Genomic DNA, 25,672 nt, shown 5'->3' with positions numbered 1-25,672 from the left:
CCCAGGGCAAATCGAGACCACGGGTGCGGGGCTCAGGCGGGCGTGCAGGTCACGGAGGCCGGGACTCCGTTCGCTCCGTTCAGGCTCGCGATGAAGCCGAAGGAGGTGGACCCGCCGGCCGCCAGGCCGCCGTTCCAGCCGGCGTTCCTCACCGACACGCCGCTTCCGGTCTGCGTGTGGGTGGCGCCCCAGATCTGAGTGATCGTCTGGCCGCTGGGGAACGTCCATCCCACCGTCCAGCCGGTGATCGCCGTGCTCCCGGTGTTCCGTACCGCCACGTCGGCCTGGAAGTTGCCCTGCCAGGCGCCGCTGATCGTGTACGTCGCCGCGCACGCCGTGCCGGCCGTGGGCGTCGGGGTCGGGGTCGGTGTGGGGGTGGGGGTGGGGGTGACGGTCGGAGTCGGGGTCGGTGTGGGGGTCGGGTCGGGGCCGGTGCCCGGCGGGTCGCCCCAGATCCTGGCGCCGCCGGAGTACAGCGGGATGTTCCGCACGGTCACCGGCGTGGCGCCCGGGGTGGTGGCCACCCCGGTGTACGACCAGTCGTTGGCCGGGTCCCACGACCCCGACGAGGAGGCGATCCGGAACTGGACCTCGCGCCGCGACTCCGACTGGCCGGCCGGGGCGATGGCCGTGCCCGAGCAGTCGATCGTGACGTAGTAGACCTTGCCCGAGAACAAGGTCGGCCCGGTCGGCGCCTTGCACTGGGTGTAGGCCGACGACAGCGTGATCTGGGCGGGCGTGGTCGCGCCGTCCAGGGTGAAGTAGTAGCGGAACGTGCCGTCCGTCAGCGCGCGCGCCGGCCACGCCGAGTGGTTCACCACGAGCGCCTTGATCTCGGTGTAGGTGGTGCCCGCCGAGTTCACCGAGGCCTGGAGGTAGATCTCCGGCCCGTCGGGCGTCTCGGCGACCGGGAATCCGGTCAGCGGGGCGCCGCCGTACTCCTTGTACAGCCGGGCGAGCGCGCCGGTGAAGGCCGCGTTGTAGTCGGTGGCGACCTCGTTCATCACGTAGTCGTTCCGGCTGTCGGTGTAGGCGTCGTTCGCGGACGTCGGGCCGCCGACCAGCGCGCCGTACAGGATGTGCCTGCTGGCGACCGGCTCGTTGAGGTTGTTGGACCAGGAGCCGTGCGCCGTGCGGTGGTGCGGGTTCTTCGGGGGGTTCGCGCCGAAGCCGATGACGTACGAGGACTTGCGTGGATTGTCGCCCAGCGCGTAGTTGATCTGCCGGACGCCGAAGTCGTGGTAGCGCGCCTTCAGCGTCGTGTCGGTCACCCAGTCGCTGTAGACCAGCGCGACGAACGCGGTGTTGGCGGCGTACCGCAGCGAGCCCCACTGGTCGAGCACGGCCTCGCCACCCGGCGAGTAGTTCACCTTGGCGCCGTTCACGCCGACCGTCCAGAAGTCGAGCCACCGGTTCGCGTCGTCCACGTACTTCTGCTTGCCGGTGAGCTTGGCGAGCAGCACGTAGGCGCCGTACGACTTGTCGTCCCAGGCGATCGTCCACTTGTAGGACCGGGTCGTGCTCTGCGGCTCGGTGCCGAGGGTGTCGTAGTACGCCTCGGCCTTGGTCAGGTACGACGCCTCGCCGGTCGCCCGGTAGAGCCAGATGGCGCCCCAGACCAGCTCGTCGTTGTAGCCGCTCCACGACTGGTAGTACCCGGCGGCGTCGGTGATGCAGTCGCTGTACTTCTTCCTGACGGTGTCGGCGAAGGTGTAGAGCTGCCGGGCATGGCTGACCAGCGTGTCGGCATAAGTCGGGTTGGTCGGGCGGAAGACCATCGAGGACGCCGCCATGGCCGCCGCCGTCTCGCCCGCGAGGTCCGACCCCCCGCACGAGGCGTCGATCTTGTACGCCGGGCGGGCCATCGGCATGACCTCGGCCGGTCCCCACCACGCGTGGTCGGTCCCGCCGTTGCCCACCTGCCCGTACAGCACGTTCGCCGACGGATGGGCCCTGATGAGGTAGTCGTTCACCCACTTCAGGTTGTCCAGCAGGTACGGGAGCTGCCCCGAGCCCTGGTAGGCGTCGCGGTACTCCACGGCCCCCCACGCCAGCATGGTCGCGCTCGCCGCCATCGGCAGCCCGAACTTCACGTGGTCGCCGGCGTCGTACCAGCCCCCGGTGAGGTCCAGGCCCGCGCTCGCGCCGTCGGCCAGGGCCGAGTCCCCCCGCCAGGTGACCCGGTTTCCGGCCGGCAGGTCGCCCGAGCGCTGGGCCTCGTAGAAGAACAACGACTTCTGCAGCGCCTCGCCGTAGGCGAACGCGGGCGCGGCGGCGGCTGAGGACGTGAGCACGGGGAACAGCGTGGCCGAGGCGACGAGGATCGCCAGGCCGGTGAGCGTGCGTCTGCGGGACAGCGATCGCCTCTCGTGGGGGGGGACGCCGGTGGTGCCTGTCGGGGTGGGCGGGGCGCGGCGGGGGTCAGGCCCGCCGCGCCCCGTCCTTCGAGAGGGTGCGACGGCGTGTCAGGCGCCGCCGCACTCCGCCCTGGGGGGTGCGTGATGACGTGTCAGGCGTCATCGCGATCCGCCCTTCGGAGGGGCGCGGCGATGTGTCAGGCACCGCCGCGCCCAGGCCGGATCAGGGGAACAGCCGCCCGTACTCGGCGAGGGCGATCGCGACGTCGACCTGCGCCCAGAAGCGGTGGTAGTTGAACGACGGCGCGGAGGCCGTGCCGTTCAGGTAGGCCTGGACCTTCGGCCAGTCCGGGTCGTTGCGGTACCAGGACCGGATGGAGATGAAGGTCGAGCTGGAGTTGATCGTGTCGCCGTTCGGCATCTTGCCGGTCCAGCCGGACGGGATGTAGATGGGGTCGTCGAGCCGGTTGTAGTCGGCCTTGGTCTCCGGCACCGACACGCCCTTGGAGTCCTGGTTGTTGGCCCAGATGCCGTCGAGCAGCGACTTGGCCAGGTTCTTGGCGGCCGTGTCGCCGGACTTGGCGGCGTAGTACATCAGGACCTTGGCGTACGCGCCCGCCACGCCGACGTCGTTGGTGTAGTCGGCGATCGAGACGTGCAGGCTCGCGTTGCTCCCCGGGCTGGCGGCGTTCCAGGTGTCGGGCTGGCCGGTCCAGCGCAGCGTCGAGGGCATCCGGATCACTCCGGCTGAGCTGACGGTGGTGTTGGCGCTGGCCCAGGCGACCCACTTGTCCAGGACGGCCTTGGCGGTGGCGTTGCCGGTGGCGTAGTAGTACTCCGCCACCCGCTCCATCGACCACGCCTGGAAGCCGAACCACTGGTTCGACGGCGGGTCGTGGTAGACCGGCTGCCAGTCGTAGGCCATGCCGTAGAAGGTCGGCGTGCCCGAGGGCGGCGCCGCGTAGTGGCCCTGCCAGCTGTTGGTGGCGCCACCGGCGATGGCCCCCTCCGACGACTGCAGCCAGCGGTAGAACTCGATCTGCCGGGTCAGGCTGGTGGTCCAGTCGGCGACGGCGGTCGAGCCCTTGGGCTTGAGCGCGTCCACGTTGGACAGGGCCCAGGCCGCGAGCGGGTTCTGGTAACCGGAGTGGTTGTGGCTGGCGCCGATGCGCCACGCCCAGCCCGCGGAGGTGTCGTTCGCGCCGCCCCAGGCGTAGTACCAGGACAGCAGGTAGGAGGCGCTGTCCTTGCCGGTGCCCGCCGCGCAGGAGGTGCTGGTGCAGCCCTGCTTCTTGAAGTACTTGTCGTACATCGCGTAGCGGAGGTAGTCGCCCATCTTCGCGGCCTTGGCGACCGTGGCCGAGATCTGCGACGCCTTGCCCTGCGCCGTGGCCCAGGTCAGCGCCCAGTACGCGGCCTGGACGGCACGCGCGTCGGCGTCGGGGGCGTCGGTGTACTTCCACTGCTTGGCGTAGGAGGTGTCCTTGGTGAACAGGTCCAGGTAGCCGTTGGGCCCGCCGTGCTTGAAGGTGTCGCAGGACGGCTGGGGCACCGTCTCGAAGACCGACTCCTCCGGGCCGCGCTGGTAGGTGTTGATGTAGGCGGGCTTGGTGGTGCCGTCGCCGCAGCGGCCGTAGCCGTAGGTGTTGTCGACGTCGAGCAGCCAGTGCATGCCGTACACGTCACGGGTGCCGTAGGCGGTCTGCAGTTCGTTGGCGATCGGGTCGACGCCCACCGACACCCCGCTGTCGAGCTGCGAGGGGTACTGGTTGATGGCGTCCCACTCGCCGGCGTAGGTGGCCGGCTTGCTCGGGTTGTAGAACGAGTTCGTGGGCTGGTCGGTCGAGGAGGGGATGATGTACCTCTCCATGGTGGCCCAGGCGTCGTTGAACCTGGACCAGGTGCCGGTGACCTGCCCGTACACCGCCTCCAGCCACAGGAAGTAGCTGAACGCCTCCGAGGTCGTCTCGTGGCCCTGGTCGGGCGCCTCGACCATCAGGGTCTCCACCGAGTGGTAGGGGACGCCCTCGGGGGAGAAGTACCCGTTGGCCGGGTCGTGCAGCTTGTTGTACATCGTGGTGAACCGCGCGATGTAGTCGGAGTTCCCGCCGCCGCCGTCGTTGTCGACCTCGGTGGCCGCGAGCGAGCCGGTCGTCCAGCCGCTGGCGGTCGAGTTGAACGTCGCCGTGCCCGCGGTGGTGTCGGTGTCCTCGGCCGCGGCGAGCGTGACCGTCTGCGCCGTGTTCCAGTTGGACGTCGTGAACGTCAGCGACGCGCCGGACTGCACGGTCAGGTCGGTGTCACCGCCGCTCGCCCGCGCGGTCGCCACGGTGACGCTCGAGGTGGGGGCCTTGGAGAGCTTCACCGAGTACGTCGCGGTGCCGCCCTCGGGGACGACCAGGCTGGTCGGGCTCACGACGATCGTGGAGGCCGCCGTGCCGGTGACCGTGATGCCCACCGGGGACGAGGTGGTCGCGGCTCCGGCGTTGTCGGTCGCCTTGGCGGTCAGCGAGTAGCTGCCCGCGGCCACGTTCGACCAGGCGAACGTGTACGGGGAGCTGGTGTCGGTGCCGAGCAGGGTCGTGCCGTTGTAGAAGTCGACCTTGGCCACCGTGCCGTCGGAGTCGGCGGCGTTCGCGGCCAGGTTGACGGTCGCGGGCGCGGTGTAGGTCTGGCCCGCGGTCGGCGAGGTCAGGCTGACGGTCGGTGCCTGGTTGGTGGGCGTGCCGCCGCCGTTGCAGGTGACGCCGTTGACCGTGAAGGCGGCCGGCTTGGCGTTGGTCCCGCTGTAGGTGCCGTTGAAGCCGATGTTGGTCGACTGGCCGTTGCCGAGGGCGCCGTTCCAGCTCAGACTGGTGGCGGTGACGTTCGCGCCGCTCTGCGACCAGGTGGCGCTCCAGCCCTGGCTGACCCGCTGGTTGCCGGCGAAGGCGAAGCCCAGGGTCCAGCTGGTCCAGGCGTCACCGCTGTTGGTGATCTTCACGTTCCCGGTGAAGCCGCCGCCCCAGTCGTTGACCGTGTAGTCGACCGAACAGGCGACGGCCGCTGAGGCCGGGACGGAGGCCAGGACCGTGAACAGGCCGGCCGCCAGGCTGGTGAGCGCGACCCACACGCCACGTCTCTTCATCCGTGAACGTGGGAGCGCTCCCGCCCCAAACGATGATGTTGACATTCTGGACGTACTCCAAAGTGATGAAAGGCGATGGACGGTACAGAAGGTGGCGCAGCGTCGGTCACGCACCGGAAGGGGAAGGTGGTGTGATATGGGAGCGCTCCCACATCGGATTCTGGTGAGTACGACAAAGATGTCAATGACGTGTCAGGCGCGTTTCAGGGGCTGGGTAGCGCCCATGGTCGCCAGCCTGGCCGTTCTTATGCGGGGCTTATGCCGAGCTTCGCGAGGTGGCTGAAACTTTCAGGTCGCCGATCCACGGCCGGTGGCCCGGCCGGTTCGGCCGGTCGAGGCGGGGTAGGGGGGCCGGGCGACGGCCTGCCGGGCCACTCGGGCGACCGTAAGAGTGTGAGATATACCGCTTTGTCCTGATGTGACGGTTTCGGCGCTGAGGGTACATGGTGGAGTCATGAACAGAGTGGACCCGAGAGAACTGAGCGTGCGCGACCTGCTCGACGAGCTGAGCGAGCTCGAGGAGTCATGGGCGGAGACGCTGCTGCGCGGCTCGGAGGATGCCCTGGACGACTTCGCGGTGCGCTCACGCGAGCTGGAGGACGAGGTCGACCGCCGCCAGAGGGACGACGCCCCGGCGGGCGCCCGGTCCGGCGGCAGGCCGGCGGACGTGGCCGGGACCGGCGGTGGTCCGAGCGAAGATGTCCTGGTCGGCGATGGTGCGGCCGATGGCGTCCTGGCCGGGAACGTTTCCGCCGAGGCCGGTCCGGGGGACGGTGACGCGGCCGGGAGCGTTTCCGCCGAGGGTGGTCCCTGGGACGGTGGGTCGGACGAGGACGTCGCGGCCGGGAGTGTTTCCGCCGAGGGTGGTCCCTGGGACGGTGGGTCGGACGAGGACGTCGCGGCCGGGAGTGTTTCCACCGAGGGTGGTCCCTGGGACGGTGGCGTGGCCGGGAATGTCCCGGTCGGGGGTGATTCCGCCGAGGGTGGTCCGGGGGACGGCGCCGCGCCGGAGAGCCCGGAAGTTCCGGTAGGTTCTTTGTTTGGGGTCATCGGCTTGCGATAGTTGTCGTTCGTATCACCGGGGTCCCGTCCGGTGAGGTCGGACGGGACCCCGGATTCCCCTCATCAGCCGAATTTCACGTCAACCGGTGACGATCGCGTGCGGCCGCGGCTTCACATGGTGAATTTTGCGGACGTGGAAACGCGGCTTCCAGTGTGCTTTGTAATGGTGGACCGGCCGGCTCCTCGACGCGGAATGGTAACGGGAGTGGTGGCCCCCGTGCCGGCCCTCGTGGATCACGCCGTGCAGCGTGTGCAGGGCCTGGACCGTGAGCAGGCGGTGGTGGTCCCGGTGGTGGCGACCCCGCTCCTCGCGGTGCCTCTTGGTGGTGGACCGGTCGTCGGCCTTCTCGTCGTCGCAGTCCCCGTCGCACTCCTCGGCGCAGGCCCCGCATGGGCCGACGTCCAGGGTCAGCGTCTCCGACGCGCTCGGATCGAGCAGCGTGGTGCCCGGGTAGGCAGCGATGATCCTGTGCTCACCCTCGGCCAGTCTCGGCGGGGTCAGCGTCGCCTGCCCGCTCCCGTTGAGCGTCGCGTTCCCCAGGAAGACCCCGTCGGAGCTGAAGGTGACCGTGCCGGTGGGAATGCTCCCGTTGGCGGCGGTGACCGTCGCGGTCAGCGTCACCGCGCTCCCCGGTCCGTTGCTCGTGCACGACGAGGTGACCGCGGTGGTGGTCGCCTTGGGTGGGATCGGGCAGATGGTCCGGGCGATGGTGTCGGTGTCCAGGGTGACGGCGCCGTTGCGGGCCAGTGTGCGGCCGTTGACGGTGACGCCGGTGGTCACGGTGATCGAGGTCAGCGCCAGGATGTTGCCGGCGAAGGTGGAGCCGGTCCCCAGCGTGGCCGAGCTGCCGACCTGCCAGAACACGTTGCACGCCTGGGCGCCCCCCGCGAGCGTCACCGTGCTGGCGGACGCCGTGACCAGTGTGGACGCCGTCTGGAAGATGAAGACCGCGTTCGGGTCCCCCTGCGCGTCCAGGGTCAGGTTCCCGGTGATCTGGAAGGTGCCCGCCGCCGAGTTGTACACGCCGGGCGTCAGCGTGGTCCCGCCGAGCTGGGTCGGCACAGTGGTCGCGGGGGTCCGCGACGCGGCGTCGGTGTACGCGGCGGTGAGGTCGGTCTGGGCCTGCGCGGCGGTGGCGTCGGCCGCGTGGATCGTTCCCGTCACGACGCCGGGCGGGAAGCCGGTCACCGCCGATCCGGGGCTGACTCCGAGGTCACCGGTGACGGCGGTGGGGCCCGTGTTGGTCACCGTGGTGCCGGCCAATACCGCGAAGTTCGCGGCCGTGCCGAGCGCCACGGGCGCGGTCGCCGCGCTCGCGGTGTTCGGCGTCGCGACGATGGCCCCCATCGCGACCACGGCCGGGATGGCCGCTGCCAGCAAGGTGCGGACGAGATTTCTCCGTCCGGCACGAGGTCGACTGGCGTGCTTCATATGATGGTCCTTTTCTTTTGGTATCGCTATGTGAAAACGCATTACCGATGATGCGTCTTGAGATCCCACCGTACCTACCGATCATGCCGCTATCGCGTGCGACATGCCGATGGCTAATGTCCGGCCTGATATGTGGATTAGGGTTGATTAAAGCCTGATATAAGGAGGCTATGGCGCTTTAGTGGTGAAGCGACATTGGTCCCGCATATGGGGAAATGCCGTCACAGAAAACGAGGGCGCGCCGCGAACGGCGCGCCCTCGTCGAGGTCTCCGGTACTCCCGCGGGCGGGCTCGGCGTGCCCGCGGGGGACCGGTCTAGGAGCAGACGATGTTCGACGGGCCCGGGGTCGAGGGCCCGTTGGCGGTGAAGCCCACGGTGACCGACTGGCCGGGCGCCAGGCTCGCCGCGTACGACGGCGCCCTGGCGGTGATGGTGGTGCCGCTCTGGGTGACGGTGGCGTTCCATCCGCTGCCCAGGGTGACTCCGGACGGCACCGTCCAGCTCACCGCCCAGTTGTTCCAGCTCGACGCCCCGTTGTTCCTGATCGCGAGTTCGGCCTGGAAGCCGCCGGACCAGGTGTTGGTCAGCGTGTACGTCGTCCCGCAGGTGGCGGCGGTCGGGGTGGGCGTCGGGGTGCCCCCGCCGCCGCCCCCGCCGCCCACCGGCGCGATGAGGTAGGGCTGCAGGATGCTCTGCTTGGCCTGGTCGACGGTCGTCCAGTCGTCCTTCAGGATGCCACCGGTGTCACCGGAGTTCGGGTTCCAGGACCAGTAGGTGAACGACATGCCGTTCACGCCGGTGCCGGTGTACTTCATCAGCTCCTGCAGCCAGATCTTGTCGGTGTTGCTGGCCAGCGTGGTGCCGAACTCGCCCATCATGATGGGCGCGATGTTCTGCTTGTAGAGGTAGCCCCAGAAGCGGTCCCAGATGGCGGGCATGTTCGCCGGGTAGGTGGGGTCGTCGAACCAGGTCTGGTGGAAGACCGAGGTGGCGTACTCGTGGGGGGAGTAGACCAGCCGGTTGGCGACGTTCAGCCGCACCGGGAAGTCCTTGGCCTTGGACAGGTTGCCGCCCCACCAGCCGCAGGGCTCGTCGGGGATGTCGTCCCAGACGTTGGCGTTGCCGCCGCTCGGGCAGCTCACGCCCTCGACGAAGATGAGCCAGTTCGGCTGCACGCCGAGGACGGCGTTCCCGGCGCGCTCGGCGGCGAGCCGCCAGTCACGGGCGGTGTCGCCGCAGCCCCAGCACGCGCCGGTGCTGTTCGGCTCGGTCCCGTCGGCGTGCGGCTCGTTGTGCAGGTCGGCGCCGATGACGGTGGTGTTGCCCGCGTAGTGCTGCGCGAGCGTCTTCCAGTCGTTGATCCAGGTGCTCTCCGGTACGCCGCTCGTGTACCAGAGCGCGGTCTGGCCCGCCGAGGTGGGCCGGTGCCGGTCGAGGATGACGCGCATCCCCTTGCTCCCGACGTAGTCCACGACCTTGTCCAGGATCTGCATGGGGGACAGGCCGACGAGGTCGGGGTTGGTGAAGGTGTTCACGCTGGTCGCGACCGCGCCGGGCTTGACGGCGTCGTCGGAGAACGGCACCCGCAGGGTGTTGTAGCCGAGGCTCGCCATGAGGTCGAGCTGGCTCCGCCACGGGTTGCTCGACCACAGGCCATGAAAGGTCTTATTGTCCGTTTCCATCCCAAACCAGTTGATACCGGTCAGGCGTACGGTCGCGCCGGTGCTGTCGACGATCTTGTTGCCGTTGGTGTGCAGGTAACCCGTGCCGGTCCCGCCCGCCGCCTGGGCGGGTGCCGGGCCGAGGGTGAGCGCCAGCGCGGTGGTGGCGGCGACGGTCGCCACGACAGTGAGCGCGGCCTGCCACCTCCTGCCGCTCCATGGAGTCTTCATCGGTGCCCTTCGTGACTGAGGCGAGGCGCGACGGCACCGTCCGGGGAGGGGGTGGTGCCGGCCTCGGCCGGACACGGCCGTGGCCACTGGCCGGCGGGCCCGGACACTGCCGGGCGCTGTACGGCCAGGCCGCGCTCGTCATGCTTCGGCGCGGTTTTCCGGCACGTCAACCGTGAGCCGAGCCGGTCCCGCGTTGACCTGGGCGGGGATATGTAACTTTCATCGGGTCTGACCTCTGTCGCGCGGGCGGGAGGCCCCAAAAGCCTGGGAGCGCTCCCACCCCGCGCGGACCCCTGGCCGCGCCTTTCGGCCGCGAGCGGGCGCTGCCTGTCGCCCTGACGGACGGGTCAGGTTGCGTTCTGGAGGGCGATGCCGATCAGGATGAGCCCCTGGGCCAGCTTCTCGTGGACACCGGGGGACAGGCTGCCCTCCCTGGCCCGGTCGTCGAGCTTCCTGCGGGCGTCCTTCAGGCCCTGGCCCGGGTCGTTCAGCGACCGCACCAGGTTGTGCACCACCTGCCGCAGGTCGAGCGCGACGTCGGCGCGGATGGACCCGGAGGTCTCGCCCGCCGACAGGACGGCGTCGAACCGTCCCACGGCCTGGGTGAGCGTCGCGTGGGACCCGGCCGAGGGGCCGGGCTCCCAGCCCGCGGGGGATCGCACCGAATCAGGACGGTCCGGGGCGGCGGAGGCGGGCGGATCGGGGGGCTCCGGCGATCGCGCGGCCTGCGGGGTCGCCGGTGGGTCAGGGTCCGGGGCCGGCGGGGTGCCGGACACCGAGGCAGCGGCGGTGACCACCGCCGCGACCGGCGCCGACAGGTCCGGCTGGATCCACAGCAGGGCCGCCGTCCAGGTCGCCAGCGCGGCCACGGCGACGGTCGTCATGCGGGCGCGCCTGACCCACCTCTCCGCGTCGCGGGCGGCGCTGAGCGACGCGGTGAGGGTGTCGGCCACGTACTGGGCGCTCGGCCGTTCACCCGGGTCCTGGGCCAGGCAGCTCCGGCACAGGTCGGTGACCTCGGGCGGCAGCCCGGCCACCCCGCGCGGCGCCGGTGGCGGTCCGGTGCGCCGGGCCGACTCCACCGCTTCCCAGGTGGTCTCCGGGTACGGCAGGGTGGCCGTCATCATCTCGAAGATCAGCACCCCCAGGGCGTACACGTCGACCGCCGGGTGGACGCTGGCGCCGGACAGCCGCTCAGGAGCCACGTACGGCGGGGTGCCGAAGTCGGCCAGCCGCTTGTCGACGTGCTCGCCGACGAAAGCCGCTATCCCGAAGTCGAGCAGCTTGGCGCCCTCGGGGGTGAGCAGGACGTTCTCGGCGGTGACGTCGCGGTGCACGATGCCGCGCTGGTGGGCCGCCGCGAGCACCACCGCCACCCTGGCCCCGATGACCGCCGCCTCGCGCCAGGGCAGCGGGCCCTCGGTGAGCCGCTCCGACAGCGGGCGCCCGTCGAGCAGGCGCATCACGACGTACGCGGCCAGCCGGCCGCGTGCCGTGACGGTCTCGCCGTAGTCGTAGACCTCGATCGCGTCCGGGTGGATCAGGCGCGCGGTCGCCCGCGCCTCCCTTCTGATCAGGTCGCGCCCGCCGTGGTCGCCGCCGACGCTGCCGTCCAGGACCTTGATGGCGACGGTCCGGTGCAGGGACTGGTCGAACGCCCGCCAGATGGCGGACATCCCCCCCGACGCGATCTGCTCCACGAGCCGGTACCTGCGCGTGAGCACATCGCCTTCCCGCATGCCTCCCGAATCAAGTTGATTCACGTACCACCAGCTCCGTGGGCAGGATCGGGTTGCCGTGCGGGACTTCGTCCTCAGAGGAGATCGACATCAGCAGCATCCTGGCCGCCAGCACGCCGAGCTCCTCGACCGGCTGGCGGACGGTGGTGAGGGTGGGGGAGGTGTGCTTGGCCAGCGGGGCGTCGTCGAACCCGACCACGGCGACGTCGTCGGGCACCCGGCGCCCGGCGCGGCGCAGGGACTGCATCGCGCCCGCGGCCATCGGGTCGGAGGAGGCGAAGACCGCGTCGAGGTGCGGCGAGCGTTGCAGCAGCCACTGCATGGCGTGCGCGCCCGAGGCGTGCGTGAAGTCGCCGTACGCCACGGGGACGTCGGTCATCCCGGCGGCGTTCAGCGTGCGGAGGAAGCCGTCCAGGCGATCTCGGGCGCCGGGCAGCGTGGGCGGCCCGGCGATGACGGTGATCGCCCGCCGGTTGGTCAGCAGGAGGTGCTCGGCGGCCTGCCGGGCCCCGTCGAAGTTGTCCATGTCGACGAAGGGCAGGTCGATGCCGTCCGGGGGGCGCCCGGCGCTGCGCACCGCGATCCCCGAGGCGGCCAGGGTGACCGCGAGGGGATGTCGTTCCCTGGCGCCCGCGAGCAGGACACCGTCGAACGAACCGGTCACCAGCGGTGGCGCGGTGATCGTCGAGGTCGCCGGGGTGGCGGTCATCATGACGAGCGGCACGCCGTAGCTGGTGAAGACCTCGTCGGCGGCGCACAGCAATCGTGCGTAGAAGGGCTCGGAGAACATGCGCTGGGTGTGCTCGCAGATCACCGCCGCGACGAGCTGATCGGACCGCCGGGCGGACGTTCCGCGAGGGGCGCGGTGTCGTACGTAACCCAGACGGGACATGGCGTCATGGACCTGACGGCGGGTCGACGTGCTCACCCGCACCGAGCCGGTGAGAACTCGCGAGGCCGTGGCGGGGGAGACCCCTGCCTCGGCTGCTACCTGGGCAAGCGTGGGCTGGTCAGCCATCCGGCTTCCTCCGCTTTCAAAGCATGTCGCGAAGGCGTGGGAGCGCTCCCATTACACTAACAGTGTTTCTTGCGTGTCAACAGATGTTTCCGGTGAAGTTCCACGCCGATCTGGAGGCGATGTTACGGACATATTCCATGCGAAGAAAGGTCCCAGTCAGAGAATCCTGGTGAAGCTGGGGTGTCCGTGGCGCAGGAGGTCAGGCGCTCGCGAGTGACCCGCTCCCGCCGCCTCGCCGATCGGCCTGCTCAGGCCGCCGAGCAGGCATGAAGGGCCGTCGGCCTCCTGGGGGGCCGGCGGCAAATGTTACAGGCATGTTACAGATCAGCCTTGGCGGGCCGGGGATTACGGTCGGTCGCGGGCCGCCCGGTCTGGCCGTTCTATCCGGTTTGCCGGATTTACTACATGCGCGTCACGCGTTTCCGGCGATCTTCACGGCGGGAGCGGGATGGCGTTCCCCGCCGGTCATACCATACGCGCGGGCGATCAGCTCGAACGAGCGGAGCCGCGCCTCGCCTCCGTGCACACCCGTGGTGATCATCAGCTCGTCCGCGCCCGTACGCTCGCGCAGCGCCTCAAGGCCGGCCCGGACGCCGTCCCCGTCGCCGGTCACGACGTTCGACAGCCAGTCGCGGACGAACTGCTCCTCGACCGGGCTGTAGGGGTAGGCCTCGGCCTCCTCCGGCGTGGGGATCGGTGCGGGCGTGCCCCGGCGGAGCCGCAGCATGCCGAGTGCGGTGGTCCGCGCGCTCCGCAGCGCCTCCTCCGGCGTGCCGGCCGCGACCGCGCTGACACCGATCAGGGCGTAGGGGCGGTCCAGGACGCTGGACGGCTGGAACGACGAGCGGTACAGCTCCAGCGCGGGCAGCGTGTTGGCCGCGCTGAAGTGGTGCGCGAACGCGAACGGCAACCCGAGCAGACCGGCGAGCTGGGCGCTGAAACCGCTGGAACCGAGCAGCCAGATCGGCGGGCGCCCCGAGCCGGGGGCGCTGGCCTCGCCGGGGACGGCGTGGATGCGCTCGTATGGGTGCCCGGCGGGGTGGGCGTCGTCCAGGAAGGCGGTCAGCTCGGCGAGCTGCTGGGGGAAGTCGTCGGCGTCCGGGGACGCCATGCGGCGCAGCGCCCGGGCGGTCGCCTGGTCGGTGCCGGGCGCGCGCCCGAGCCCGAGGTCGATGCGGCCCGGATGCAGGGCGTGCAGGGTGCCGAACTGCTCGGCGATGATGATGGGGGCGTGGTTCGGCAGCATGACGCCGCCCGAGCCCAGCCGGATGCTCCGGGTGCTCGCGCCGAGATGGGCCAGGATCACCGCGGGGGACGAGCTGGCGACGCTCGGCATCCCGTGGTGCTCGGCCACCCAGAACCGGTGGTAGCCCCATTCCTCGGCACGCCGCGCCAGCTCGGTGGTCGTCCGCAGGGCGCCGGACGGCGTGTCGCCGGCGCCCACGGTGGCCAGGTCGAGGATGGACAGCGGGACGCGCGACTCGCCACGGGCGATCCCGCGGATCAGATCACTCACGCCCCGAACAACCCACCCTCACAAGCGACTATTCCTCGCCGGCCGCCTCCGCGTGTGAAGCACTCGGGTCCTCGACCGGCCGCCTCTGGTTGACCGGGCCTCAGACCGGCGGGCGGTCGTTGGCCGGGACGACGGTCAGCTCGGCGGTGCAGAACGCGCAGCGCCGGGCGTCCAGCGGGATGTCGCTCAGGCACTCGGGGCACTGCTTCTCGGTGGCCTGCTTGTCACGGTCGAAGAAGCCGATCAGCCGGGTCATCGGCATGACGACCAGCCAGTAGATCACCGCGGCGATGATGGCGAAGGTCAGCAGGTGGTTGACGAAGTCGCCGTACATGAACTTCGAGCCGTTGAGGGTGAAGGAGTAGTCGGAGAAGTCGGGCTGCTTACCGCCGGTGACCGCACCGATGAGCGGAGTGACCAGATCGGTCACCAGTGCTTGGATCAGCCCGCTGAAAGTGGCTCCTACCACGACCGCGACGGCGAGTTCCACGAGATTGCCGCGCATCAGGAACTTCTTGAATCCGCCCATCTGTATGTCCTCCGGTGAAACTGTGGGGGGAAAGGACTCCGGCTACCCGCCTCCCCGCGACCAAACCCCGCCCAGGCAGGGGCTGTGGGGCCGCGCGCCGGGGTGGAGCCGGCCCGGCCGCCGTCCGGCGAGGGCGGTCGCCGGGGCAGAAGCCCGCGGTCACCGGCCCGTCCCGCCCGCGAGCCGGGGCATGGCCGCGGCCATGCTATTCCGCGCGCGTTCGCCGGGGCCGCGAATCGGCCGCCGCCGGCTCCCGGAATTCGCGGCGGCACCCTCCGGTACGGGCTTCTTCTCAGGTTGATCACTACGTGGGCTGGGTTATGATGTTCAGGTATGCCGGGTCCGGGATGACGCGAACACTTCCGGCGACCCGGAACGCATTGCCCCGCCATTCCCTCCGGTTCCGGTGATCTCGATTCGGTTATTCCGATTCGGTGGAATCATCGGCGAACCGGGGTGGACGGTCGACTCTCGGCGGGATTTCCGTGCCCGGTCCGGTCGCCGGATCCGGGCTTTTCTGCGGCGCCGGGAATGTTCGGCCGGGCGCGGCCGGAGTGTTTTCCGATCGGTATTGTTAATCGCGATCCAGGTTCAGCGCGCTTAATTCCGAGTCGTTTTGATCGGAGTGCCAGAGCCGGATCGTGCGGAGTGATCTTCCATGCCGGACCGAAAAGGGCCGTCGCCGGAGGCAAGGCCGTCCGAGTCACTTCAGGATTTATCCGGATTTTCCCGGCAAAGAGGCCAGGTCGGCGTCCGAGCGGGGGAGGGAAATGCCGCTTATTTCGTTCCAAAGGCGGAAATAAGGGGAGCGGAGGCGGGTGTGGCGACCCTGACGGCCGATAGCATCTGTGCAGTTCAGGAAGGCTTCGGCCGACGACACCCCCGGTTCCCGAGGCGGTCGTTCTGGCCTACCCCGGGAACCGTTCGGCTATTTATGACTAGGCGGAGAGGCTCGTGATGTCGAACTCCCCGTTCTTTGCGCCGTTGATGAAGGCCTGCCACTCGCTCTCGGTGTAGAGAAGAACAGGGCTGTCGGGATTCTTTGAGTCGCGAACGGCAACCATCCCGTCCGTGACCGCAACGGTCACGCAATTCGATGTGTTGCAGTCCCTCGCGACGCGCCAGGCAAGGTCGGAATACCTCGTGGCCGGCGAGAGCCTCATCTGTTTCTCCTGACGGCTGATGGATATGATATGAGACACAGCTGATTGGTGCCTCATATCCGGTATTATGCCATCAACCCAGCGGCGGGAGAGTGCCGCCTGGCCGCCCCCGTCACAGGGCCGTGTTCCGGCCCACCTCTTCGATGCGTTCCATGGAGAGCGGAGGCTCCAGGCTCACCGCCAGGAGGCGTCCGACGGTCTCTCTGTACATGGCCAGATCGGCGGGTCTGTCATAGTATTCGAGGCGGGTCAACGCTTCTGTATACACGATATCGGGCACTCCCGGATCAACCATCTCAAGAAGCGTGAAGGCACTGTTGAACCCGATGTGCGCGCCCACGCTGAACGGAATCACCCGAATGGTGATGTGCGGATGGCGGGCGACCTCGACCAGGTGGAGTAACTGCTCCCGCATCGTCTCCGGGCCGCCGATGTGCCGGTGCAGGGCGGACTCGTCCAGGAGCACGAGGTGGTGCGGCGGCGTGTTCTGGTAGAGGACCTCCTGGCGCTTCATGCGGGCGTCGGCCCGCTCGACCAGCACCTTCTCCTCGATGCCCGGCAGGACGCCCCGGATGATCGCCTTGGCGTACTCCCGGGTCTGCAGCAGGCCGGGGACGGCGCACGTGTCGTAGCTGGTGATCGAGGAGGCCTCGGCCTCCAGCCCGATGTACAGATGGAACTCGTGCTCGTCGTAGGTCTTCCACCAGCCGGGCTGGCGCGCCTCCCTGGCCATGGCCATCAGGGCGTCGGCCTCCGGCCGTCCGGCGCCGTAGATCTCGCACAGGTCCCGCACGTCCCGGGGGATCACCCCCCGCCGCGCGGTCTCGATCCTGCTGATCTTCGCCGTGGAGCATTCGAGTCGCGCGGCGACGTCGTCGAGGCTGAGCCCGGCGTCCTTGCGGAGCTCGCGCAGCCGGGTGGCGAGCTGCCGGCGTCGCAGGGTCGGATTCACCCCGGCCACAGGCGCTCATCCCCTTCCTGACGTGGGCGGTCGCCGCACGTCCTGGCGTCCCAGGCGACCGGCGGCGTGTCAGCTCACGCTATTCGCCTCCGGTGATCATCCTAGGTAGCCACCGAGACAGTCTTTTCTGGCAATTGCCAATGGCGGTTGCTCTTGGTACTAACCAGGGTAAAGAGAAGGGTAGCCCTTGGTACGGGAGGCATCACCCCTGGGAGTCGCGTCCCCTCGGGGTGGGGGGCCTGCGGGACCGGGGTCGTGCGGCGAGGGGCGTACGGCCGGTTTCTTCATCTTCAGACACTTACCGCCGGACCGGTGATGGGGCACCGGCCCAGTGCGAGCAACCCGCTCAACCCTGGAACGAGAGGACGATCCTCTATGAATGTCAGCCCAGCCGGGATCACGGCCGGCCTGTGGACCCTTCTTCGCGAGCAGACGCTGGCCCGCCACTGGGAACTGAGCGACGCCGTCTTCGCGGAGATCGACGGGTTCGCGTGGGTGCAGGGCTGGGCGATCATCCGGTACCGGACCAGGCACACCTACCGCGACCCCCGGTTCGACCGGGTGGTCGCCTGCCGCACCTGCGGGGGAGACGGCGCGGGCGAGGGCGGCCGGGAGTGCCGCACCTGCAAGGGGGAGGGACTGCTCAACTTCTTCGAGCCGCCGGACGCGGGCCAGGCCAGGAAGATCGCCTGAGCCACCCGGCGGCCGCACCGCGCCCCACATGTTCAGAGCCTTGACGATCGGCCATGGCCGCTCTACGGTTCCCTCGCAGAGGCAGGTAAGGAAACCTTACTAACGAAGCCCTGGAGGCCCGGTGCGACCGTCCCAGAGACCCGGAGTGCCGCGAGCCGTGCCGAGCGCGCCGCGACGGCGCGGAACACCGTCCGCCGGAACCCAGTGGCTCGGAGTGCCGATGGCCGTGCTGGTGGCGGTCTCCTGCCTGGCGCCGGTACGGGCCCAGGCCGACCAGCGTCCCGCCGCCCCCCGCCTCGTGCCCGCGCCCGTCTCCCTGGAGGCGACCGGCGAGGCGTACGCGCTGCGTCCGGGCACGCGGATCGTCGTCCGGTCGGCGGCCGGCGCGGGCGCGGCCTCGTACCTGGCCAATCTGCTGCGCCGCTCGACGGGGTACGCGCTGCCGGTCGTGCGGAGCGAGACCGAGGACGGCATCGTCCTGGACGCGACCGGCCTGACCGGGCTGGGCGAGGAGGGCTACCGGCTCGACGTCGGCGCCACGGGCGTCCTGCTGGCGGCGGACACCGCCCAGGGCCTGTTCCGTGGCGTGCAGACGCTCCGCCAGCTCCTGCCCGCGAAGGCCGAGAGCCTCAAGGTGCGGCCAGGCCCGTGGCCGATCACGGGCGTCCACGTGTCCGACACGCCCAGGTTCGCCTACCGGGGCGTGATGCTCGACGTCGCCCGGCACTTCTTCACCGTCGACCAGGTGAAGCACTACATCGACCTCGCCGCCGCATACAAGATCAACATGTTCCACCTGCACCTCAGCGACGACCAGGGCTGGCGGATCGCGATCAGGAGCAGGCCGCTCCTGACGAGAATCGGCGGCCGGACCTCGGTCGGCGGCGGCCCGGGCGGGCACTACACCCAGGCCGACTACTCCGAGATCGTGCGGTACGCCAGGAGCCGCTTCATCACGCTCATCCCGGAGATCGACACCCCCGGGCACACCAACGCCGCACTCGCCTCGTACGCCTCGCTGAACTGCGACGGCCGGCGGCGCGCGCCCTACACCGGCACCGAGGTCGGCTTCAGCTCCCTGTGCACCGGCAAGGACGTCACCTACCGGTTCCTTGACGCGGTGATCGGCGAGCTGGCCCGCCTCACGCCCGGCCCGTACATCAACATCGGCGGGGACGAGGCCAAGAGCACCAAGCGCGCCGACTACCGGAGGTTCGTCGCACGCGTGCAGAAGATCGTCCACGCGCACGGCAAGAGCATGATGGGCTGGGAGGAGATCGCGGACGCCCGCCCGTCGGCGGACTCGGTGGCCGAGCACTGGAACCCGGTGACCGGCACCCAGGAGGGCACCGAACTCGCCCGCACGGCCGCACGCAGAGGCGTGAAGATCGTCATGGCGCCCGCCGACCACGCCTACCTCGACATGAAGTACACCGCCGCGACCAAACTCGGGCAGGACTGGGCGGCCCTGGTCGAGGCGCGCCGGGCCTACGAGTGGGATCCCGCCAAGCTCATCACGGGCGTCGGCGAGGACGACGTGCTCGGCGTCGAGGCGCCGATCTGGACCGAGTCGCTGCGGACCGTGGACGACCTGGAGTACATGGCCTACCCCCGGCTGCCGGGGATCGCGGAGATCGGGTGGTCGCCGGCGAAGGGCCGTTCCTGGGCGGAGTACCGCGTGCGCCTGGCCGCGCAGGGACCGCGCTGGGCGGCGCGCTCGGTGAACTTCCACCGCTCCCCGCAGGTCCCCTGGCCCTCCTGACCGGCTCAGAACACCCCCCGAAGGAGAGGACATCCAGGTGCATCGTCTTGCCCGCACCGCCGCCACCATCCTCACGCTGGCGCTGGCGCTCGCCGTGTCGGCCCAGAGCGGCGCGTCGGCCGCGTCCACGCAGTACGAGGCGGAGAGCGCCACGATCTCGCAGGGATCGGTGGCCACCGACCACACCGGCTACTCCGGGTCGGGGTTCGTCGACTACACCAACGTCGCCGGCGGCTACGTCGAGTGGACGGTCACCGCCGCCACCGCCGGCGCCGCGACCCTGGCGCTCCGCTACGCCAACGGGACGACGGTGAACCGCCCGATGGACGTCCGCGTCAACGGCGCCGTCGTGGCCTCGGCCAAGGCGTTCGCCGGGACCGGCTCGTGGGACACCTGGGCCGACGGCACCCTGACCGCCACGCTGAACGCGGGCGCCAACACCGTGCGCGCGACGGCCACGACCTCCGTCGGCGGCCCGAACCTCGACCGTCTCACCGTCACGACCCAGACGGGCGGCACCGGCCCGGCCGTGCCGTTCGGCTCGCACCTGTTCCCGTACGCCGCCGGGACGCTGAAGCCGTCCGGGTCGCAGGCCACCCTGGACCAGGCCGTGGTCACCTACTACGACAAGTGGAAGAGCGCCTTCCTCAGGCAGAACTGCGGCAACGGCTGGTACGAGGTCATCTCGCCCGACGCCGACCACCCCTACGTCGCCGAGGGCCAGGGCTACGGCATGGTGATCCTGGCGACGATGGCCGGCGCCGACCCGAACGCCAAGACCGCGTTCGACGGCATGGTGAAGTACATGCTGGCGCACCCGTCGGTGAACAACGCCGACCTGCTGGCCGCCGAGCAGGACACCTCGTGCCGGAGCGTCAACGGGTCGGACTCGGCGACCGACGGCGACCTGGACGTGGCGTACGGCCTGCTGCTCGCCGACCGGCAGTGGGGCAGCACGGGCACCTACGACTACAAGGCCCTCGCGATCCGGCACATCAACGCGATCAAGGCGAGCGAGGTCAACCCTGCCACCCACCTGACGCGGCTCGGCGACTGGAGCACCTCCGGTGACTCCCTCTACTACGTCACCCGCTCGTCCGACTGGCTGATCGGCCACTTCAGGGCGTTCAGGAAGGCGACCGGCGACACCGCCTGGGACACGATCAGGACCGCGCACCAGAACCTGATCACCTCCCAGCAGTCCACCTACGCCGCCTCGACCGGGCTGCTGGCCGACTTCGTGGTGAACACCAACACCACGCCGAAGCCCGCGCCCGGTGAGGTGCTGGAGGACGCCAACGACGGCAAGTACTGGTGGAACGCCTGCCGTGACCCGTGGCGGATCGGCACCGACGCGGTGACCAGCGGCGACGCCGCCTCGCTCGCCTCGGCGCGCAAGCTGAGCACCTGGATCAGGGGCAAGACCGGCGGCGACCCGTCCAAGATCGCGGTCGGCTACTCGCTGGGCGGCACGCAGATCGAGAGCGGGAGCGAGCCGGCGTTCTTCGCGCCGTTCACGGTCGCGGCGATGACCGACTCCGGCGGCCAGGCCTGGCTCGACGCGCTGTGGACCAAGATGCTGAACACGACGTTCACCTCGAGCGACTACTACTCGACCAGCATCCAGCTCCAGGTGATGATCGTGGCCAGCGGCAACTTCTGGACGCCCTGACCGGCGCGGTACGGGCCCGCGAGCGGACCTGGCGGGCCCGCGAGGAGGCCGGGGCCCGCCGGTGAGGTGGCCGGCGGGCCCGCGAGTGTCCGGTGCGGGCCGGGCCCGGGTGTCGAGTAGCCTGGCACGGGCCGCCGATCATACGGCGGCCCGTGCCGGTGCGGCACCCACGACATGCGGCACCATGACGGAAGGTCCTTGACGGAAAGTGCACAATGTCCCCCTTGGCCAAGTGATGGACGCACTGGCCTGCGCTGGACGGCATGGTCAGGGGAACATGGGGCAAATCCCTATCCGGGTGGTGACATGATCGAAACTTGGCCCGGCGACCCCTATCCGCTCGGGGCTACATATGACGGCGCGGGAACGAACTTCGCGCTGTACACCGAGGTCGGCGAGCGTGTGGAGCTCTGCCTCTTCGGTGAGGACAACGTGGAGGAACGCGTCGCGCTCACCGAGTGCGAGGGCTTCGTGTGGCACGGCTACCTGCCGGGCATCGGCCCCGGCCAGCGGTACGGCTACCGCGTGCACGGGCCCTACGACCCCTCGCGCGGCCAGCGGTGCAACCCCAGCAAGGTCCTCCTCGACCCGTACGCCAAGGCCATCGAGGGCGGCGTCCAATGGGACCAGGCGGTGTACGGGTACCACTTCGGCGACCCCGACAGCCGCGAGGACACCGACTCGGCCTCCTACGTGCCGAAGTCCATCGTGGTCAACCCGTTCTTCGGCTGGGGCCACGACCGTCCACCCGCGACGCCGTACCACGACACGGTGATCTACGAGGCGCACGTCCGGGGGCTGACCATCCAGCACCCGAGGATCCCCGAGCGCATCCGGGGCACCTACGCGGCCCTCGGGCACCCCGAGATCATCGACCACCTCAAGGGGCTCGGCGTGACCGCGGTCGAGCTGATGCCGGTGCACCAGTTCGTCACCGACGACACCCTTGAGCAGCGCGACCTGACGAACTACTGGGGCTACAACACCATCGGCTTCTTCGCGCCGCACAACGCCTACTCCAGCTCGGGCGAGCGGGGAGGGCAGGTGCTGGAGTTCAAGGCCATGGTGAAGGCCCTGCACGAGGCGAGCATCGAGGTCATCCTCGACGTGGTCTACAACCACACCGCCGAGGGCAACCACCTCGGGCCGACGCTCAGCATGCGCGGTATCGACAACGAGGCCTACTACCGGCTGGTGGACGACGACCAGCGCTACTACATGGACACGACGGGCACCGGCAACAGCCTGCTGATGCGCTCGCCGCACACCCTCCAGATGATCATGGACTCGCTGCGCTACTGGGTCATCGAGATGCACGTCGACGGCTTCCGCTTCGACCTCGCCTCGACCCTGGCCCGCGAGCTGCACGAGGTCGACCGGCTGTCGGCCTTCTTCGACCTGGTCCAGCAGGACCCGGTGCTCAGCCAGGTGAAGCTGATCGCCGAGCCCTGGGACGTCGGGCCCGGCGGCTACCAGGTGGGCAACTTCCCGCCCCGGTGGACCGAGTGGAACGGCCGCTACCGCGACACCATCCGCGACATGTGGCGCGGCGAGCCCGCCGCCCTGCCGGAGTTCGCCTCGCGGCTGACCGGATCGAGCGACCTGTACCAGGACGACAGCCGCCGCCCCGCCGCGTCGATCAACTTCGTGACCTGCCACGACGGCTTCACGCTCCGCGACCTCGTCTCGTACAACAACAAGCACAACGAGGCGAACGGCGAGGGCAACCGCGACGGCACCGATGACAACCGGTCGTGGAACTGCGGCGAGGAGGGCCCGGCCAGCGGCGCGGTGGAGGCGCTGCGCGAGCAGCAGAAACGCAACTTCCTGGCCACGCTGTTCCTGTCGCAGGGCGTGCCGATGCTCTCCCACGGCGACGAGCTGGGCCGCACGCAGGGGGGCAACAACAACGCCTACTGCCAGGACAACGAGATCAGCTGGGTCGACTGGTCCGACGTACGGGAGAACTGGCTGCTGCTGGAGTTCACCCAGCAGCTCGCCCGGCTGCGCAGCGACCACCCGGTGTTCCGGCGCAGGCGGTTCTTCTTCGGGCGCGCGGTGCGCGGGTCGGGCGACGAGCTCACCGACATCGCCTGGCTCACCCCCTCGGGCAACGAGATGACCGACGGCGACTGGCACAACGGGTACGCCAAGTCGCTCTGCGTCTTCCTCAACGGCGAGGCCATCACCGAGCCCGACCGGCGGGGACGCCGCGTGGTCGACGACTCGTTCCTGCTGATGTTCAACGCCCACCACGACATCATCCGGTTCTCGATCCCGAAGGACTTCGGCGACGTGTGGGTCCCCGAGATCGACACCGCGGTGCCCATCTCGATCGACTCCAAGCTGTACCGCGCGGGCGAGGAGGTGCCGGTGGCGGGCCGGTCGGTGCGGGTGCTGCGCCGCGCCTGACCCGTCCGCACGGCATCGCCACTGACATTCGGAGGACACGACGTGACCGAATCCGTGAACCCCGGGGCGCCGAGGCCGGCGTACCCGTCGGCGACCTACCGGCTCCAGCTCACCCCGGAGTTCGGGTTCGCCGAGGCGGCCGGCCTGACCGGCTACCTCGCCGAGCTGGGCGTGAGCCACCTGTACCTCTCGCCGATCCTCCAGGCGGTGCCGGCCTCGCAGCACGGCTACGACGTGACCGACCACTCACGGATCAGGCGGGAGTTCGGCGGCGTCGCCGGGCTGCGCGAGCTGGCGGCCAAGGGGCTGCCGCTCATCGCGGACATCGTGCCGAACCACATGACCGTCCCGGTCCCCGAGTCGGGCAACGCCCGGCTGTGGGAGGTGCTGCGGGACGGCCCGCAGTCCCCGTCGGCGCGGTGGTTCGACATCGACTGGTCCGGCGGCACGGTGGCGATGCCGGCGCTCGGCGATGACGTCGACCCCGAGACCGAGGTGGTGGCCGACGGCGACGTCCTGCGCTACCACGAGCACGAGTTCCCCGTGCGGCCCGGCAGCGGCGGCCGGCTGGACGAGCAGTTCTACCGGCTGGTGCCGTGGCGGAAGAGCCCCGGCTACCGGCGGTTCTTCGACGTGTCCTCGCTGATCGGGCTGCGGGTCGAGGACACCGAGGTGTTCGAGGCGACCCACGAGGTGATCCTTTCCCTGGTGGCGGAGGGCCTGGTCACCGGCCTGCGGGTGGACCACCCCGACGGGCTGGCCGACCCCCGTGCCTACCTGGCGCGGCTGCGTGAGCGGGCCCCGGTGTGGACGGTCGCCGAGAAGATCCTCATCGACGACGAGCGGCTGCCGGACGACTGGGCCTGCGACGGCACCACCGGCTACGACGCGCTCAACATGGTCACCCGCCTGTTCGTCGACCCCGCGGGGGCCGGCCCGCTGGTGGAGACGTTCCTTGCGCACACCGCCTTCCCCGCCGACTACGAGGCCGTGCGGTACGAGGCCAAGAAGCAGGTTTTGGCGCAGTTCTTCGGCGGGGAGATCGACCGGCTCACCCGCGAGGTGCCCGAGCTGCGGCACGCCATGACCGAGCTGCTCGCCGCGATGCCGGTGTACCGGGCGTACGTGGTCCCCGGGGAGGAGCCGCCCGCCGAGACCGTGCGGCTGCTGCGGGAGGCCGCCGCCGGCGCCGCGCGGCACGCCGACCCCGGCGAGGTGGCCAGGGCGGCCGAGCTGGTCCTGTCCGGCCCGGCCGAGACGGTCACCCGCTTCCAGCAGACCTGCGGGCCGGTCATGGCCAAGGGCGTGGAGGACACCGCGCTGTACCGCTGGTACCCCCTGGCCTGCCTCAACGAGGTGGGCGGGGAACCCGATCGGTTCGGCGTCTCCGCCGGGGAGTTCCACGCCTTCTGCGCCGGCATGGCGCCGCACACCATGACCACGCTGTCGACCCACGACACCAAGCGCTCAGAGGACGTGCGCGCCCGGCTCGCCGTGCTGTCGGAGCTGCCCGGCGAATGGGCCGAGGCGGTCGCCGGCTGGTCGGAGCGGGTGTCGTTCGACCCCAAGCTCGACTACCTGGCCTGGCAGAACCTCATGGCGGCCTGGCCGATCAGCGTCGAGCGGTTCGCCGACTACCTGTACAAGGCGGCCAGGGAGGCGAAGACCTCGATCTCCTGGATGAGCCCCGACGCCGCCTACGAGAAGGGCGTGCGCGACTTCGCCGCCCAGGCCGTGGAGGAGTGCGGGCCCTCGGTGGCCGCGTTCACCGAGCGCCTCGACCGGTACGCCCGGGTCAACTCGCTCGGGCAGAAGCTGGTGCAGCTGATGATGCCGGGCATCCCGGACGTGTACCAGGGCAGCGAGACCACCGACTTCTCCCTGGTCGACCCCGACAACCGGCGGCCGGTGGACTACGACTACCGGCGCTCGCTCCTCGCCGCCCCCGGCGGCGACACCTGGGACGCCATGAAGCTCCTGGTCACCACCTCGGCGCTGCGGTTGCGCGCCCGGCTCGACCCCGGCGCGCCGTACGTCCCGCTGGAGGCCGGCGAGGACGGCGCGGGGCGCGAGCACGCCGTCGCGTTCGCCCGGGGGGACCAGGCGGTGGCGGTCGCCACCCGGCTCCCGGCCGGGCTCGCGCGGCGCGGCGGGTGGGGCGCGGCGACGCTGACCCTGCCCGCGGGGCGGTGGCGCGACGTGCTCACCGGCACCCCGCACACCGGGCGCGTCCCGTTCGCCCACCTGCTCGCGCGTTATCCCGTCGCGCTGCTGGAAAGGGTGTAGCGGGGCGGGTGGTCGCACGCGTCGACGGACGCTCCGATCGGAGCGAGGCG

At 70.1% G+C, this 25,672-nt stretch carries 16 protein-coding genes; 6 read left to right on the top strand and 10 right to left on the bottom strand.

The features are described 5' to 3' along the window. Positions 1 to 32 precede the first annotated feature (32 nt). Together NYZ98_RS27075 and NYZ98_RS27070 are read right to left on the bottom strand one after the other, a co-directional pair. Positions 33 to 2,357, bottom strand: coding sequence for a glycoside hydrolase family 9 protein (locus NYZ98_RS27075; protein ID WP_316249609.1), 2,325 nt, complete (start codon positions 2,355 to 2,357; stop codon positions 33 to 35). 223 nt (positions 2,358 to 2,580) lie between these two features. Continuing rightward, positions 2,581 to 5,484: a glycoside hydrolase family 48 protein gene (locus NYZ98_RS27070; RefSeq protein WP_262846333.1), complete on the bottom strand. Its 2,904-nt coding sequence runs from the start codon at positions 5,482 to 5,484 to the stop codon at positions 2,581 to 2,583. A gap of 454 nt (positions 5,485 to 5,938) precedes the next feature. Here NYZ98_RS27070 and NYZ98_RS27065 point away from each other — a divergent pair, with 454 nt between their 5' ends. Next, positions 5,939 to 6,547, top strand: coding sequence for a DUF6158 family protein (locus tag NYZ98_RS27065; RefSeq protein WP_262846332.1), 609 nt, complete (start codon positions 5,939 to 5,941; stop codon positions 6,545 to 6,547). 78 nt (positions 6,548 to 6,625) lie between these two features. On the opposite strand, the gene NYZ98_RS27060 is transcribed toward NYZ98_RS27065, so the two are convergent. The 8 genes from NYZ98_RS27060 to NYZ98_RS27025 form a co-directional block, all read right to left on the bottom strand. After that, positions 6,626 to 7,927, bottom strand: coding sequence for an ice-binding family protein (locus tag NYZ98_RS27060; RefSeq protein ID WP_262846330.1), 1,302 nt, complete (start codon positions 7,925 to 7,927; stop codon positions 6,626 to 6,628). A 366-nt stretch (positions 7,928 to 8,293) separates the two neighbouring features. Continuing rightward, positions 8,294 to 9,871: a cellulase family glycosylhydrolase gene (locus NYZ98_RS27055; protein WP_262846328.1), complete on the bottom strand. Its 1,578-nt coding sequence runs from the start codon at positions 9,869 to 9,871 to the stop codon at positions 8,294 to 8,296. 347 nt (positions 9,872 to 10,218) lie between these two features. Continuing rightward, positions 10,219 to 11,610, bottom strand: coding sequence for a serine/threonine-protein kinase (locus NYZ98_RS27050; RefSeq protein ID WP_262846326.1), 1,392 nt, complete (start codon positions 11,608 to 11,610; stop codon positions 10,219 to 10,221). A 10-nt stretch (positions 11,611 to 11,620) separates the two neighbouring features. Beyond that, the gene (locus NYZ98_RS27045) at positions 11,621 to 12,628 is read right to left on the bottom strand and encodes a LacI family DNA-binding transcriptional regulator (RefSeq protein WP_262846324.1); all 1,008 of its coding nucleotides are present in this window, start codon (positions 12,626 to 12,628) and stop codon (positions 11,621 to 11,623) included. A 412-nt stretch (positions 12,629 to 13,040) separates the two neighbouring features. Then, positions 13,041 to 14,144 carry an LLM class flavin-dependent oxidoreductase gene (locus NYZ98_RS27040; RefSeq protein ID WP_262846323.1) on the bottom strand — a complete coding sequence of 368 codons (1,104 nt, stop codon included), beginning with the start codon at positions 14,142 to 14,144 and terminating at the stop codon, positions 13,041 to 13,043. A 100-nt stretch (positions 14,145 to 14,244) separates the two neighbouring features. Further along, positions 14,245 to 14,673: a large conductance mechanosensitive channel protein MscL gene (gene mscL, locus NYZ98_RS27035; protein ID WP_262846321.1), complete on the bottom strand. Its 429-nt coding sequence runs from the start codon at positions 14,671 to 14,673 to the stop codon at positions 14,245 to 14,247. Between the two features lie 938 nt (positions 14,674 to 15,611). Continuing rightward, positions 15,612 to 15,836 (bottom strand): DUF397 domain-containing protein, encoded by a 225-nt coding sequence (locus NYZ98_RS27030; RefSeq protein ID WP_262846319.1) that lies wholly within the window; start codon positions 15,834 to 15,836, stop codon positions 15,612 to 15,614. A 112-nt stretch (positions 15,837 to 15,948) separates the two neighbouring features. Next, a complete protein-coding gene (locus tag NYZ98_RS27025; protein WP_262846317.1) occupies positions 15,949 to 16,797 on the bottom strand; it encodes a helix-turn-helix domain-containing protein in 849 nt (282 codons plus the stop codon). A gap of 375 nt (positions 16,798 to 17,172) precedes the next feature. Between NYZ98_RS27025 and NYZ98_RS27020 the strand changes: the two genes are divergently transcribed. From NYZ98_RS27020 to treY, 5 genes are all read left to right on the top strand, one after another. Further along, positions 17,173 to 17,490 (top strand): hypothetical protein, encoded by a 318-nt coding sequence (locus NYZ98_RS27020; RefSeq protein WP_262846315.1) that lies wholly within the window; start codon positions 17,173 to 17,175, stop codon positions 17,488 to 17,490. A gap of 220 nt (positions 17,491 to 17,710) precedes the next feature. Further along, on the top strand, positions 17,711 to 19,252 hold the full coding sequence (locus tag NYZ98_RS27015) for a beta-N-acetylhexosaminidase (RefSeq protein ID WP_262846311.1): 1,542 nt from the start codon (positions 17,711 to 17,713) through the stop codon (positions 19,250 to 19,252). Between the two features lie 37 nt (positions 19,253 to 19,289). Further along, a complete protein-coding gene (locus tag NYZ98_RS27010) occupies positions 19,290 to 20,924 on the top strand; it encodes a glycosyl hydrolase family 8 (RefSeq protein ID WP_262846306.1) in 1,635 nt (544 codons plus the stop codon). Positions 20,925 to 21,230: 306 nt separating this feature from the next. Next, a complete protein-coding gene (glgX, locus tag NYZ98_RS27005) occupies positions 21,231 to 23,336 on the top strand; it encodes a glycogen debranching protein GlgX (RefSeq protein ID WP_262846301.1) in 2,106 nt (701 codons plus the stop codon). Positions 23,337 to 23,378: 42 nt separating this feature from the next. Further along, positions 23,379 to 25,622, top strand: a complete 2,244-nt coding sequence (treY, locus tag NYZ98_RS27000; protein WP_262846299.1) for a malto-oligosyltrehalose synthase — start codon at positions 23,379 to 23,381, stop codon at positions 25,620 to 25,622. Positions 25,623 to 25,672: the final 50 nt, after the last annotated feature.

The organism is Sphaerisporangium corydalis, from assembly GCF_025506355.1.
Classification (GTDB): domain Bacteria; phylum Actinomycetota; class Actinomycetes; order Streptosporangiales; family Streptosporangiaceae; genus Sphaerisporangium; species Sphaerisporangium corydalis.
Note: the sequence above shows the minus strand (reverse complement) of the source record. Positions and strands in the feature narration are given on the sequence as shown.

Coding starts and splice junctions, on each gene's coding strand:
- NYZ98_RS27050 (WP_262846326.1), bottom strand. CDS start 11,610: ATGCGGGAAGGCGATGTGCTCACGCGCAGGTACCGGCTCGTGGAGCAG.
- NYZ98_RS27055 (WP_262846328.1), bottom strand. CDS start 9,871: ATGAAGACTCCATGGAGCGGCAGGAGGTGGCAGGCCGCGCTCACTGTC.
- NYZ98_RS27065 (WP_262846332.1), top strand. CDS start 5,939: ATGAACAGAGTGGACCCGAGAGAACTGAGCGTGCGCGACCTGCTCGAC.
- mscL (WP_262846321.1), bottom strand. CDS start 14,673: ATGGGCGGATTCAAGAAGTTCCTGATGCGCGGCAATCTCGTGGAACTC.
- NYZ98_RS27030 (WP_262846319.1), bottom strand. CDS start 15,836: ATGAGGCTCTCGCCGGCCACGAGGTATTCCGACCTTGCCTGGCGCGTC.
- NYZ98_RS27045 (WP_262846324.1), bottom strand. CDS start 12,628: ATGGCTGACCAGCCCACGCTTGCCCAGGTAGCAGCCGAGGCAGGGGTC.
- NYZ98_RS27015 (WP_262846311.1), top strand. CDS start 17,711: ATGGCCGTGCTGGTGGCGGTCTCCTGCCTGGCGCCGGTACGGGCCCAG.
- NYZ98_RS27020 (WP_262846315.1), top strand. CDS start 17,173: ATGAATGTCAGCCCAGCCGGGATCACGGCCGGCCTGTGGACCCTTCTT.
- NYZ98_RS27070 (WP_262846333.1), bottom strand. CDS start 5,484: ATGAAGAGACGTGGCGTGTGGGTCGCGCTCACCAGCCTGGCGGCCGGC.
- glgX (WP_262846301.1), top strand. CDS start 21,231: ATGATCGAAACTTGGCCCGGCGACCCCTATCCGCTCGGGGCTACATAT.